This is a genomic window from Tenacibaculum sp. AWR4_210, assembly GCF_056160945.1.
In genome coordinates this window covers 217,844-230,602 of sequence record NZ_JBSWYF010000002.1, presented here as the reverse complement: position 1 = coordinate 230,602, position 12,759 = coordinate 217,844, and the positions used below count along the sequence as shown (strand labels likewise).

At 41.5% G+C, this 12,759-nt stretch carries 11 protein-coding genes; 8 read left to right on the top strand and 3 right to left on the bottom strand.

All coding sequences use genetic code 11. From position 1 onward, the window contains the following. Positions 1 to 45: 45 nt before the first annotated feature. Positions 46 to 1,050, top strand: a complete 1,005-nt coding sequence (locus ACXAG7_RS04320) for an SDR family oxidoreductase (RefSeq protein WP_476666073.1) — start codon at positions 46 to 48, stop codon at positions 1,048 to 1,050. On the opposite strand, the gene ACXAG7_RS04315 is transcribed toward ACXAG7_RS04320, so the two are convergent. Genes ACXAG7_RS04315 through ACXAG7_RS04305 form a run of 3 tightly spaced genes read right to left on the bottom strand, consistent with a single transcriptional unit; the run spans position 1,038 to position 3,536 of the window. Continuing rightward, positions 1,038 to 1,481: a DUF4296 domain-containing protein gene (locus tag ACXAG7_RS04315; RefSeq protein ID WP_476666072.1), complete on the bottom strand. Its 444-nt coding sequence runs from the start codon at positions 1,479 to 1,481 to the stop codon at positions 1,038 to 1,040. The two genes, ACXAG7_RS04320 and ACXAG7_RS04315, sit on opposite strands and share 13 nt — an antisense overlap. Continuing rightward, the gene (locus tag ACXAG7_RS04310; RefSeq protein ID WP_408041952.1) at positions 1,481 to 2,815 is read right to left on the bottom strand and encodes a dihydroorotase; all 1,335 of its coding nucleotides are present in this window, start codon (positions 2,813 to 2,815) and stop codon (positions 1,481 to 1,483) included. The genes ACXAG7_RS04315 and ACXAG7_RS04310 overlap by 1 nt, the downstream gene beginning before the upstream one ends. A gap of 1 nt (position 2,816) precedes the next feature. Beyond that, the gene (locus ACXAG7_RS04305; protein WP_476666260.1) at positions 2,817 to 3,536 is read right to left on the bottom strand and encodes a polyprenol monophosphomannose synthase; all 720 of its coding nucleotides are present in this window, start codon (positions 3,534 to 3,536) and stop codon (positions 2,817 to 2,819) included. Between the two features lie 87 nt (positions 3,537 to 3,623). On the opposite strand from ACXAG7_RS04305, the gene ACXAG7_RS04300 reads away from it, so the two are divergent. The 7 genes from ACXAG7_RS04300 to ACXAG7_RS04270 all read left to right on the top strand — a co-directional run bounded on the left by ACXAG7_RS04300 (position 3,624) and on the right by ACXAG7_RS04270 (position 12,755). Beyond that, positions 3,624 to 4,265, top strand: a complete 642-nt coding sequence (locus ACXAG7_RS04300) for a DUF4271 domain-containing protein (RefSeq protein ID WP_408041951.1) — start codon at positions 3,624 to 3,626, stop codon at positions 4,263 to 4,265. Positions 4,266 to 4,276: 11 nt separating this feature from the next. After that, entirely contained in the window at positions 4,277 to 5,023 is a 747-nt protein-coding gene (locus ACXAG7_RS04295) for a uroporphyrinogen-III synthase (RefSeq protein WP_408041950.1), read from the top strand. A gap of 120 nt (positions 5,024 to 5,143) precedes the next feature. Continuing rightward, positions 5,144 to 5,824, top strand: coding sequence for a TIGR04282 family arsenosugar biosynthesis glycosyltransferase (locus ACXAG7_RS04290; protein ID WP_476666071.1), 681 nt, complete (start codon positions 5,144 to 5,146; stop codon positions 5,822 to 5,824). Positions 5,825 to 5,903: 79 nt separating this feature from the next. Beyond that, positions 5,904 to 9,119 carry a SusC/RagA family TonB-linked outer membrane protein gene (locus ACXAG7_RS04285; RefSeq protein WP_476666070.1) on the top strand — a complete coding sequence of 1,072 codons (3,216 nt, stop codon included), beginning with the start codon at positions 5,904 to 5,906 and terminating at the stop codon, positions 9,117 to 9,119. Positions 9,120 to 9,128: 9 nt separating this feature from the next. Continuing rightward, positions 9,129 to 10,559 (top strand): SusD/RagB family nutrient-binding outer membrane lipoprotein, encoded by a 1,431-nt coding sequence (locus tag ACXAG7_RS04280; protein ID WP_476666069.1) that lies wholly within the window; start codon positions 9,129 to 9,131, stop codon positions 10,557 to 10,559. Positions 10,560 to 10,569: 10 nt separating this feature from the next. Continuing rightward, positions 10,570 to 11,919 (top strand): sodium:solute symporter family transporter, encoded by a 1,350-nt coding sequence (locus tag ACXAG7_RS04275; protein WP_408041946.1) that lies wholly within the window; start codon positions 10,570 to 10,572, stop codon positions 11,917 to 11,919. Next, a complete protein-coding gene (locus ACXAG7_RS04270; RefSeq protein WP_408041945.1) occupies positions 11,895 to 12,755 on the top strand; it encodes a metallophosphoesterase family protein in 861 nt (286 codons plus the stop codon). Before ACXAG7_RS04275 ends, ACXAG7_RS04270 begins: the two co-directional genes overlap by 25 nt. The last annotated feature ends 4 nt before the right edge of the window (positions 12,756 to 12,759 follow it).

The following is a 12,759-nucleotide window of genomic DNA, read 5'->3' as shown; positions in this document are numbered from 1 at the left end:
AAGCAAAGATACATTTATAAGCTAAAAAAATTCTATTTTCGCAGTATGATTTTAGTTACGGGAGGAACGGGTTTAGTAGGGTCACATTTACTGTATCATTTGGCTCAAAAAAACGATTCCATTTTAGCAATTTACAGAACTGAGGAGAAGCTTCAGCACGTAAAAAAAGTGTTTGCCTATTACACCGAAAACACCGATACACTGTGGCAGCGTATCACGTGGATACAAGCCGACATTACCGACATTCCCTCCTTGACAAAAGTCTTTGCACATTCTATCTCCTACGTGTACCACTGTGCTGCCCTGGTCTCTTTTAAACCCTCCGATTACATGGCGATGCGTCAAGTAAATATTGACGGAACAGCTAATATTGTAAACTTTTGCGTCGATGCAAAGGTTAAAAAACTCTGCTTTGTAAGCTCTATTGCTGCCGTTGGCGACAGCCTTCATGGCAGGCCGGTAAACGAGGAAAACGAGTGGAATGACAATTCGGACAACCACGGTTATGCCATTACAAAATACGGTGCAGAAATGGAAGTTTGGCGTGCCAGTCAAGAGGGGGTTCCTGTTGTCGTTGTAAATCCAGGAGTTATTTTGGGTAGTGGATACTGGGAAGAAGGATCGGGAAAACTCTTTTCACAAGTAGCCAAAGGGTTTAAGTACTATACCCAAGGAGTTACGGGCTTTATCGGAGTTCATGACGTAGTAAAGACGATGCTCCAACTCACGGAAAGCACAAAAGCGAACGAACGTTATATCCTGGTAAGTGAAAATAAATCTTACCGCGACATCCTCAACGCTATTGCCGATGCACTCAACAAACCGCGTCCTAGTATCGGTATTGGAAAAATCGCTACAGAAATTTTTTGGAGAATTGACTGGCTGCTCACATTACTCACTCGCAAAGACCCGCTGTTAACTAAAAACTCAGCGCGCTCTTCACATAACAAAACCTTTTACAGTACCGATAAAGTAAAGGCTGCACTCGGTTGGGAATTCACCCCTATTGAAAAGGTGATAAAGGCCATTGCAAAGGACTATCGCAGTTGATCAATACTGTCTTCCGATAGTTTCTCTTCTTTACGCAGTTCTTCTTTAATTTCCTTCAAACTCGGTTTTACCGCGTTGGTAGAGTCTTGCGCTGCTTTTAAATTTTGATAATGTATACGCGTACTGTCAAGGCGTTTTTTTACAACATTCAACATGTCGGTATACTCGTCAATTCGCGAAGTGTAATACTGATTGCTCAAATCAAAACGAACGCTATCAATACGGTACTTCTCATACACTTGAATCATGTAATTTGCCTCTTTCTTTAAGAACTTATTTTTAACATTCTTTGCCGATGAGGCCAAGTACATATCCGTCAGTAAAGAGATCATTGAATCTCTCGGAATCAGCCCTTCTGGTTCCTTGTAAATAGTATTACTATTACAAGAAACCAAAAGTAGGATGATTGCTATATAACTTACTTTATTCATTATCTGTCAAAAACAAGGCGTTCTCCTTTTACTTCTTCGTTAAACGCTCCTTCGTTATACATCAGATTTCCATTGACAAAAGTATGGGTAATGGCATTTGAGAATGCTACCCCTTCGAATGGTGACCATCCACACTTGTAAAGCACACTTTCTCGCGTCACTTCCCAAGAAACCTTAGGGTCTACCAATACCACATCGGCATAGTATCCTTCTTTAATAAATCCTCTCTTTTGTACTTTAAAGATTTTTGCCGGATTGTGGCTCATCTTTTCAACGGCTTTTTCTATCGATAAAACGCCTTCTTTTACTTTTTCCAAGATAGCGATTACCGCGTGTTGCACTAAGGGTCCACCACTCGGTGCTTTTGTATACACATTGCTCTTTTCTTCTAAGGTGTGAGGGGCGTGATCTGTTGCGATAATATCGATGCGATCATCTAACAGCGCTTTCCATAATTCCGCTCTGTCCTCAGCTGTTTTAACTGCTGGGTTCCATTTAATATGGGTTCCTTTTTTCTCGTAATCTGCATCGCTAAACCACAGGTGGTGCACGCAAACCTCAGCGGTTATTTGCTTTTCTTCTAACGGAATATCGTTTCTAAACAAATGCGTTTCTTTCCCTGTTGACAAGTGGAAGACGTGTAATCGAGCTCCTGTTTCTTTCGCTAAAGCGATGGCTTTTGACGATGATAAATAACAGGCTTCCTCGCTGCGGATGATCGGGTGGTATTTCATTGGGATATCATCTCCGAACTTCTCTTTATACTCCGCAGTATTTTTGCGTATCGTGCCTTCATCTTCACAATGCACAGCAATTAACAACTCGGTTGACGAGAAAATCTTTTTGAGTACCTCCTCGTTATCAACTAACATGTTTCCTGTTGAAGACCCCAAGAAAAGTTTAATTCCGGCCACATTTTTAGGGTCGGTTTTTAACAACTCTTCTAAATTGTCATTCGTTCCACCAAACATAAACGAATAGTTAGCATACGACGTTTCTTTTGCGATGGCAAACTTGTCTTCTAACAATTCTTGAGTAGTTGCTTGCGGAACGGTATTGGGCATTTCAATAAAAGAAGTAATTCCTCCGGCAATAGCTGCCTTACTTTCCGTGGCAATATTGGCCTTGTGGGTCAATCCTGGCTCCCTAAAGTGCACTTGATCATCGATCATTCCTGGGATAAGATACTTCCCTTCGGCATCGATAACTTCAACTCCTTCCGCGTCTATGTGTTCCGCGATGGTTTTGATATAAGCTCCTTCAATAAGTACGTCACTCTTGAAAACCTTGTTTTCATTGACTACAGTGGCATTTTTTAATAAGTAAGATTGCATATTATTTAGGTAAACCGTTAATTCTCATTTTTATCACACCAAAAAGGGCCTCATAAACGATTCCTCCGCTCATTTTGGACTCTCCTTTGGTTCTATCTGTAAAAATCACAGATACTTCTCGTACAGAAAAGTTGTGTTTCCACGCTTTGTATTTCATTTCAATTTGAAATGCATACCCCACAAATTTCACTTTGTCCAATTTAATGGTTTCCAACACCTCTCGCTTCCAACAAACAAAACCTGCAGTGGTATCACAAATTGGAATTCCCGTCATAAAACGAACGTATTTTGACGCAAAATACGACAGTAACACTCTGTTCATAGGCCAGTTCACAACATTTACTCCTACGGAATAACGCGACCCAACAGCCACATCGCCTCCGCGAACTGCGCATTCTTCATACAAGCGAATAAGGTCGTTAGGATTGTGCGAAAAATCCGCATCCATCTCAATAATGTACTCATAGCCCTTTTCCAAGGCCCACTTGAAGCCGTGGATATAAGCCGTACCTAAACCGTTCTTTTCTTGACGTATTTCTAAATGTAATTTATTGGGAAATTCTTGTTGTAAGCGGGTAACTATTGTAGCAGTTCCATCAGGTGAATTATCATCTACCACGAGTATATCGAATTCTTTCTCCTGGTTAAAAGTAGCTCGGATTATAGCCTCAATATTCTCTTTTTCGTTATAGGTAGGAATAATAACTACTGCGTCTGAAATCATATATTTTCATCTAAATTAGCGCAAAGATACACTAATTTATTACTAATTTTGTGTTAATTAAAAGTCGAATAAAACAAGGAATCCGTGCAAGCACAAGAACTTATAAATCAAGGGAATAGCTGGTTCACCCTCCTCATTCTCTTTGCAATAGTATTGCTGGCGTTACTCAAACTCATGAAACCAACGCAACTATTCGGGTATACCGTTGCCTTCTTCACTCCTGGTTTTTTTCAAAAAAAGGCAGAAGAACCCTTGAGTATTTTCACGCCTTTTAACTTTGTCCTTTTCGGATTTACCGCTCTAGTACTCTCGTTACTAGGCTATGAACTCCTGCAAATTTACGCACCCAATGACTTTGGTTTTTTGTTATTTTTAGGACTGTTTAGCGGTGTTTTTGGCTATTTGTTTCTTCGGTATTTATTAGATATTTTTCTCAGTAATGTATTGGGCATTCGAGAGCTCATCAACTATTTTGCCTATGTAAAATACGGGTACTTGTTTACCTTTGCGCTCTGGTTGCTCCCTTTACTCATCCTATACGAGTACGGCATTAAAAACACCACTCTTTTGCTTGTCTTAACGAGTATACTACTTATTTTCAGAGGATTTTTGGTTTTATTTAACAATAAAAATATTCTAATAAGCAAGTTGTTTTATTTTATTTTGTACTTTTGCACACTTGAAATAGCACCGCTATTAATACTTTATAAAACAACAACTACGTAAAGAGAAATTTTATGAAAGTGAAAACTATTTTAGTGTCTCAACCAGCTCCAAAAGCAGAAACTTCTCCTTATTTTGACCTGGCGGATAAACAGAAAGTAAAAATTGATTTTCGTTCTTTTATCCACGTTGAGGGTATCCCTGTAAAAGAGGTACGCACTCAAAAGGTAGACTTAAGCAACTACACAGCAATCATCTTAACCAGTAGAAATGCCGTGGATCATTTTTTCAGAATCGCTGAAGAAATGCGTTTTACTGTCCCAGACGACATGAAGTACTTCTGTCAATCGGAAGCTGTGGCCTATTATTTACAGAAATATGTTGTTTATAGAAAGCGTAAGATTTATGTGGGTAACAGAACCTTCCCAGAATTAACAAAGCTTATCAAAAAGCACAAAGACGAGAAATTCTTATTACCATCTTCTGATAAGTTAAAAGCATTAATCCCAGACGAACTCAACAAATTAGGAGTAGACTGGAAACGTGCCGATTTATACAGAACTGTGGTGAGTGACTTATCAGACTTAGAAAATGTATTTTATGACATTTTAGTGTTCTTTAGTCCTTCAGGAATTGATAGTTTGTTTAAAAACTTCCCCAACTTTAAGCAAAACAACACCAGAATTGCCGTATTCGGAAATTCAACTATCAAAGCCGTAGAAGACCGAGGATTACGTGTAGATATCGCTGCACCGACACCAGAAACACCTTCTATGACCATGGCTCTAGAGAAATACATCAAAGAGGCAAACAAAAAATAAGGATAACTTATTTCGTTTCAAGATACTAAACCGCTAAGTGAAAAACTTAGCGGTTTTTTTGTAATGCTTCCCGTTTTATTGCGACTTCTTCATACCGACCCAACGAAGTAGTTAAGTAATATGGTACCAGCACAACAATCAGTAGCCGTTCTTATTTTTGCCAGGAATTCACAAGAAGATGCCCTGCAGAAAAGAATTCCGGCAGGTACCGCCCTCTTCGATTACCTTACCGAAAAAACCCAACGCATCGCCGAAAAGACCAACTTTGCAGTCTTGACCAGCTCAAAACAGCGAGGAAACTCTTTTGAAGAGCGTTTTATTTACGCCTTGGAAGACGCCTTTAAGCAAGGGTACGAACACGTGATTGCTATCGGAAACGACAGCCCTAAACTCAATACCCAACATTTAAAAGCTGCTGGTGAGGCACTCGAAAACAACACTGCAGTCTTGGGTCCTTCCACAGATGGTGGCGCCTATTTAATTGGAATCTCTCGTCAACATTTTGACCCTGCTGCCTTACGTGCACTCCCTTGGCAAAAAGCGAGTTTGTTTCGCGCATTGAACCACTATTTTGAAGCGCGTACTGCCCGAGTTGCTCAATTAGAGTACCTGGTAGACCTCGATTCCTTAAAAGACATTGAACATTTTATTCACTTTTCTGTCTGTGATACCCACTTGCATACACTGCTCGTCAGATTGGTACTCAGTAAGCGAATAAAAAGATCAACTAGCTCCTATCAAATTCCTGTAAAGCGCACAGAGTCGCACTACAACAAGGGTTCTCCATATTCCCTTTCTTAATAGTTCCTAAATACCATAACGCAATACTACCTGGGCTTTTATGAGCTTAGGTTACTTATATTTTTAATTAATTTTACACATGAAACACTACATGCTAGGGTTGCTTTTGTTGGTGCTAAACACACTGCATGCGCAACGTACTATTCGTGGAACCATCCGTTCTGCTGAAGACCAAACGACCATTCCGTTTGTGAATATCACCGTTCAAAACAGTACCATCGGAGTCTATTCAGATGAATTGGGTCAATTTGAGCTAGTGCTCCCTAAAATTCCAGCGGTTGTGCAATTTTCTTTGTTGGGTTATGAAACCCAAAAAATTACTATTGCCGAGCAAACGACCATCGATGTCCTCTTAAAAGAGTCGAACACCGCACTCGACGAAGTCGTGATTACCGCTCTCAACAAAAAACGCGCTTCGAAAGAACTCGGATATGCAGTACAAAAATTAACCCCTAAAGAGATCGCTAGTGTAAAAAGTGTCAACTTTTTGGACAACCTCGCCGGTAAACTAGCCGGAGTTACCATAACATCCGGAAGTGCTACTGGAGTAGGTTCGTCTTCCAAAATTACAATTCGAGGAGAACAATCATTTAGTAATAACAATCCTTTGTTTATCGTTGACGGCACTCCAATTAACAACAATACCGTATTCAATTTTACCAGTGAAGCAGCCGCCGGATTCCAAGAAGTAGACTTCGGAAATGGAGCCATGGCTGTCAACCCTGATGATATTGCCTCGGTAACCGTATTAAAAGGAGCTAGTGCCGGTGCTTTATACGGTACACGTGCCTCTAATGGAGTTATCATTATCAACACCAAAAAAGCTAAGAAAGACTTTAGTCTCTCCGTTAATTCCAGCCTTTTTATTGAAGAAGCTTTTCAACTTCCTCAATTTCAAAACCTCTATGGACAGGGAAATTCTGGAGCATTCGCTTTTAAAGACGGTCTTGGTGGAGGAACCAACGACAATATTACCTACAGTTGGGGACCGCGCCTAGATCAAGGCACACTCATTCCTCAATTTGACAGCCCAGTGTATTTGGCCAATGGCCAAGTTGTTCGCGGAGGAGACACCGCCTTGTATTCAGGAGTAGCCATTACCCCCACTCCTTTTGTATCCAACCCCAATAATCTAAAAGATTTTTACCGTACCGGAATTACCACGATTAACAACATCGCTATAGGAAGTGCCTTTGACAAAGGTGCTGTCCGTTTTTCTTTAACCGATTTAGACAGTGAATCGATCATTCCTGGTGTCAATTTAGAACGCACGACACTCGCCACCCACCTCAACTTTAAACCGAGTGACAAAACCTCGATTAACACACATATTACCTATATTAACTCGTCGAGTGACAACCGCCCTTCAAACGGGTATGGCTCTGAAAACGTCAACTATTCATTAGTAGCATGGGGACCGCGTTCTCTTAACATCAACAACCTCAAAAACTACTGGCAACCCGGCTTGGAAGGACGTCAACAGTATTCATTTAATTATACCTTTTTTGACAATCCTTATTTCATACTCCAAGAAAACCGCAACAGCTTTGGTCGCGATCGCCTGTACGGAAATATTGCCGTAAACCACAATATCACCGAACATCTAAGTCTAAGCCTTCGAACAGGAATGGACTACTCTACTGAAAAAAGACGTTTTTTAAGAAACTTCAGTACCAACAGGTTTCGCAATGGTGCCTATGCAGAGCACGATGTAAACTACCGTGAAATCAATACCGATTTCTTAGTGAACTACAAGAATACTTTTGGCGATTTTAGCCTCGATGTATCGTTTGGTGGTAATAGACTGGATCAAAAAGCGAGTTCCAAACAACAACAAACCACCCAGCTTGCCCAACCGGGAATATTTAGTTTTAACAATGCAGCCTCACCTGTAGAGACCTTCGATTTCAGATCAGAAAAACGTATTAACAGCTTGTATGGACTGGCTAAATTAGGCTATAAAGACACTTATTTTTTAGATATCACAGGAAGAAATGACTGGTCAAGTGCCCTGGCAACACCATTCTCTTCCGACAACACTTCTTTCTTTTACCCTTCTGTATCGGGAAGTGTCATTGTAAGCAACCTACTCTCCTTACCTAAGGCAATTTCCTTTGCTAAACTGAGAGCAAGTATCGCACAAGTTGGTAACGACACCAATCCGTATCAGACTTCGAGAAGCTTTGTACCGAGTACGCATGTCAACGCATTACCGACGTTTACTAGCCAAAATTTTATTCCAAACGAAAACCTACGTCCAGAAAAAACGACCTCTTACGAGCTCGGAGCAGATCTTCGCTTTTTTAAGGATCGCCTGCAATTCGACATTACCTATTACAACGCGACCACCCAAGACCAAATTCTATCTCTCCCGATCCCTATATCTTCTGGATATTCACAACAGGTAGTAAACGGTGGAAAAGTAGTTTCTAAAGGTTGGGAGGTCATCGCGAACATAACTCCAATAGCAACTGCAGATTTCAGCTGGAACAGCAGCCTAAATTTCAGTACCAATACTGCCACCATTACTGAACTTCCACAAAAGGACGGCCGTGTAACTTTGGCGTATTCAAGAGTCTACAACAACCCAGATCAAACGGTTTGGTTTCAAGTAGAGGAAGGAGGCCGTATCGGTGATTTCTATGGTACCGGTTATTTAAAAAATGAAAATGGAGAATTCGTACTAACCCCTGACGGTAGGTATATTGCCGATCCGACCTTGAAAAAATTAGGAAACTATAACCCGGATTTTACCTTGGGCATAGGAAATAGCTTTCGCTATAAAAACTGGAGTTTAAACTTTTTATTTGATTGGAGACAAGGAGGAGAATTGGTGTCGAGAACCCTATCATTGGCAGGTGTTGCTGGACAGTTAGCAGAAACTAGCAATCGACCAAGCAGCGGAATCATTGCACAGGGTGTTGTCAATACTGGAACCCCGCAGAACCCTATATACACCCCAAATACAACCCCTGTGAGTGCAGAGAGCTACTACCGTCAGTACTACGACAGAAATCACGAAGAAAACAATGTCTACGACGCTTCCTTCCTGAAACTCCGTCAAGTAGCACTCGGATATAGTTTTACGTTAAAAAACAAGCAGTTCGGAATCTTTAAAAAAGGAACCAAAGTCAACCTATCACTCATCGGTCGCAACCTTTTTGCCATCAGTAAGATCCCACATTTTGATCCTGAGCAGCTCGCTGTTCAAGGGCAGGGACTGATAAGCGGAGTAGAAGATATGTCCTATGCTTCTACACGTAGTTTTGGATTTAAACTAGGACTCCAATTATAAGAGAATCGCATGAAAAAAATACTATATATCGCCTTAGTCATCAGCAGTATCTTTGCCTGCACAGCAGATTTTGAGCAGCTAAACACCAACCCCAACTTCCCTGTAAAAGTAGCCCCTAACCTACTTTTCAGAAATGTAATTTACAATTACGGAGAAGCCATGTCGTATGAAGGCTTTGTTGCAGGAAACCTTCTGAGCCAACAATTGACAGCGCTAGATTTTAACCTGTTTGACCGTCACGCATTAAAATCACCTCAGCTAGGAGGTAATCCTTGGCCTATTTTCTATAAAAATCTCCGAGACAATGAAATTGTACTTCAGCAAGCCTCTAACGAAGCTACCTTTGAAGTATACAAAGGTCCAGCGCTGATTTTCAAAGCCTATATGACGATGGCCTTGACCGATTTGTACGGAGACGTTCCTTATAGCGAAGCCTTTAAGGGAGACCAACAATCAAGCACTCCTAAATACGATTCTCAGGAAACTATTTACACAGGAGCTCAAGGAATACTAGACAATCTAAAAAAGGGGATTGAAGCCATCAAAAATTATACAGGAACCCTCCCACTAGAAGGAGATGTACTGTACAACGGTGATTTAAACAAATGGCTTTTATTTGCAAACTCTTTACAGATAAAAGCCTTGGTACGCATTTCGAGCAAACGTGCAGTTGGAAACGAATTACAACAAATCGTTACCGAGGGTAACTATATAAAATCTGCAGCCGAAGATGCCATCTTTCAGTTTAGCAGCAGTGAACCCAACAATTTTAGAATGGCCCGATTGCGTGCAGGAGATTTTAATAATTTTGTCATGGCCAAAACTGCGCAAACCGTACTCACGCAATTGAACGATCCTCGCATGGCTGTCATGTATCGTCCTTTCGGAAACGCAACAGGCAACGATTACAACGGGCTTCAAAATGGAATTGACGCTTCACAAACGACCATTTCTCTCGCTGATTATTCACTCGCCGGACGTGTATTTAGAGAAGAGGCCGGTAACCTAAAAGCGAACTATATGACCAACTGGGAAACGAATTTTTTACTAGCTGAAGCCGCTCAACGCGGGCTTATCACAGGGAATGCAAAAACCTATTACGATACGGGTGTACAGCAAGCATTTGCGTATTGGAATACTGCACTTCCCGCAAACTACCTTACGGGTGCGGCGCGCTTTGATGCAGCAAACGGCTTAGCACAAATTATTACCCAGAAGTGGATTGCCAATACCATCAATGGTTACGAAGGTTGGATAGAATACCGAAGAACCGGATTCCCTGCGCTCCAAGCCGTTGCAGCGAGTTTAAACAACAACCTCATCCCGGTGCGTTTACCCTATCCTGCAGAAGAAGCTACGCTCAATGCACAACATTACAATACAGCAGCGCAAAACACGAACAACAACAGCATTAACCACAAGGTTTGGTGGGATAATTAATTCACATAGTATGGATACTACCGTTCAAACTTGGCAATGGATTTTACTTATTGGCTCCAGTATACTGTTTTTGATATACTCGCCATTTGCCAAAACTAAAGCGGCCTTTTTTAAAGCCCAACATCAAAAAAAGCCAACGACCACGCTCCTGTTAACAGGGAGCTTGGTCATCTCTTGGATTTTTGCAAAAAGCATTACCAACGCGGCCAACTTAGGGCTCGCCTTTGGGCTCTTGGGTGGCCTAGCCTATGCAGGGTACTACTTGTCTTTTGCCGTAGCAGGCTGGATATTATACCAAATGCGAATTACAGGTGCTTTTAAGAGTATTCACGAATTTTTACAAACGAGATACGGTCGCAAGGCCGTTCTCGTTTTTACCGTTTTAATACTCATTCGCTTGTTCAACGAAGTATGGTCAAACACCATGGTTATCGGCTCGTACTTTGGCGAGGTAGGTAGCAGCTCGTATTACACGGCTATCATCACCTTTACGCTCTTGACCTTGAGTTACGCAGCAAAAGGCGGACTTAGCAGTAGTGTTTTTACCGATGCTATACAGATGTTATTGTTCAGTATACTACTCATTTGTATATTGTACTCACTGTTTAAAACAGATCATTTTAGCACACAAACCGTGGTAAATTCCAGTGAATGGACCATGGCGCTAGGAGGTAACTTATTACTGACAGCACTAGTACAATCGTTCAGCTATCCTTTCCACGACCCCGTGCTTACCGATAGGGCATTTATTGCCCCTCCTAAAACAACCCTCAAGAGTTTTCTCTTTGCCAGTGTTCTCGGAGGTCTTGCCATCGTACTTTTTAGCTTTATAGGAATATACGCACAACAGCAGCAATGGAGCGGACAAGCCGCCGTTTTGGTTGCCAAATCATTCGGAACGGTCTCTTTATTGCTTATGAACTTCATTATGATAAGCTCAGCAGCATCGACCTTAGACTCTACCTTTGCTTCTACCGCTAAACTGTTTGTCATTGACTTAAAAATTGGCAATACTGTCACCGCTGGGCGCATCACCATGCTCCTTATGGCACTCTTAGGATCTATTCCGGTGTTTTTAGACGCGTCCATCTTGTCAGCAACGACCATTAGCGGAACCATGGTTATTGGCTTGGCGCCAATATTCTTACTCTGGAAACTCCCTGCCCCCAAAATAAGTTTCTTTCTTTCGGTCGGTGCAGGTTTGCTTTTTGGGATATTACTCACGACTAACAGCGTGCCAGCATCTTTATTATTGACAAGTGGTAAGTACGCCGCTCTTTTATGGACTAATATTTGGGGAAGCCTTATTTGTTTCCTTTTATACCTCATTCCAATATGGATAAAAAAATACAGAACTTAGGACAACTCAAAGGAAAAATACTGCTCTTCGGAGGTGTCTACAGCAATCTACAGGCTCTTGAAGCCACCATACAATTTGCCCAAGAACAAGGCATTCCGCCTGAAAACTGTTTGTGTACTGGTGATATCATCGGATATTGCGCACAGCCACTGGAAACCATCGAAACTTTCAAAGCTTGGGGAGCCAAGGCCATTCTAGGTAATGTGGAAGTACAACTCATCACCAATCAAGACGATTGCGGATGCGATTTTGTCGAGGGATCACGTTGCGATCTCCTTTCAAACACCTGGTATCCCTTTGCTAAAAAACAACTCGATAGGAAAGCGCTCAATTGGCTGCAAACACTTCCTGACCACCTCGTTTTTAGCTATCAGGATCATCACTTCGGTATGGTACACGGAAGCTATAAAAAACGTTCTCAATTCATTTTTAACTCCACTCCTTGGCAAGAAAAATCACCGAATTTTAAAGCCTTGTCAACCGATGTTATCATCGCAGGTCACTGTGGACTTCCCTTTACAAATAGCCATGATAATCAGACGTGGATTAATCCAGGAGTTATAGGCATGCCTGCGAATGACGGAACGCCTAAGGTATGGTGTGCAGTTCTCACTCCTATTGCTGGTGGATTTCAGTACTCCTTTACCGCCTTACACTACGACCATGTCACTGCCAGTAAATATATGCAAGATGTGAAACTCCCAGAGAGTTATGCAGAAACGCTGAACACGGGAATTTGGGACACTATGGATATACTCCCAGCATCGGAACGACGTTTACAGGGCTTAGCACTTTCTATACCCGATGGCGAGCTCATTAAAAAAACGTATTTTTAACTTT

Excerpts from the sequence above, each read along its gene's own strand:
- ACXAG7_RS04320 (WP_476666073.1), top strand. The coding sequence starts at position 46 with ATGATTTTAGTTACGGGAGGAACGGGTTTAGTAGGGTCACATTTACTG.
- ACXAG7_RS04285 (WP_476666070.1), top strand. The coding sequence starts at position 5,904 with ATGAAACACTACATGCTAGGGTTGCTTTTGTTGGTGCTAAACACACTG.
- ACXAG7_RS04280 (WP_476666069.1), top strand. The coding sequence starts at position 9,129 with ATGAAAAAAATACTATATATCGCCTTAGTCATCAGCAGTATCTTTGCC.
- ACXAG7_RS04275 (WP_408041946.1), top strand. The coding sequence starts at position 10,570 with ATGGATACTACCGTTCAAACTTGGCAATGGATTTTACTTATTGGCTCC.
- ACXAG7_RS04295 (WP_408041950.1), top strand. The coding sequence starts at position 4,277 with ATGAAAGTGAAAACTATTTTAGTGTCTCAACCAGCTCCAAAAGCAGAA.
- ACXAG7_RS04270 (WP_408041945.1), top strand. The coding sequence starts at position 11,895 with ATGGATAAAAAAATACAGAACTTAGGACAACTCAAAGGAAAAATACTG.
- ACXAG7_RS04310 (WP_408041952.1), bottom strand. The coding sequence starts at position 2,815 with ATGCAATCTTACTTATTAAAAAATGCCACTGTAGTCAATGAAAACAAG.
- ACXAG7_RS04315 (WP_476666072.1), bottom strand. The coding sequence starts at position 1,481 with ATGAATAAAGTAAGTTATATAGCAATCATCCTACTTTTGGTTTCTTGT.
- ACXAG7_RS04290 (WP_476666071.1), top strand. The coding sequence starts at position 5,144 with ATGGTACCAGCACAACAATCAGTAGCCGTTCTTATTTTTGCCAGGAAT.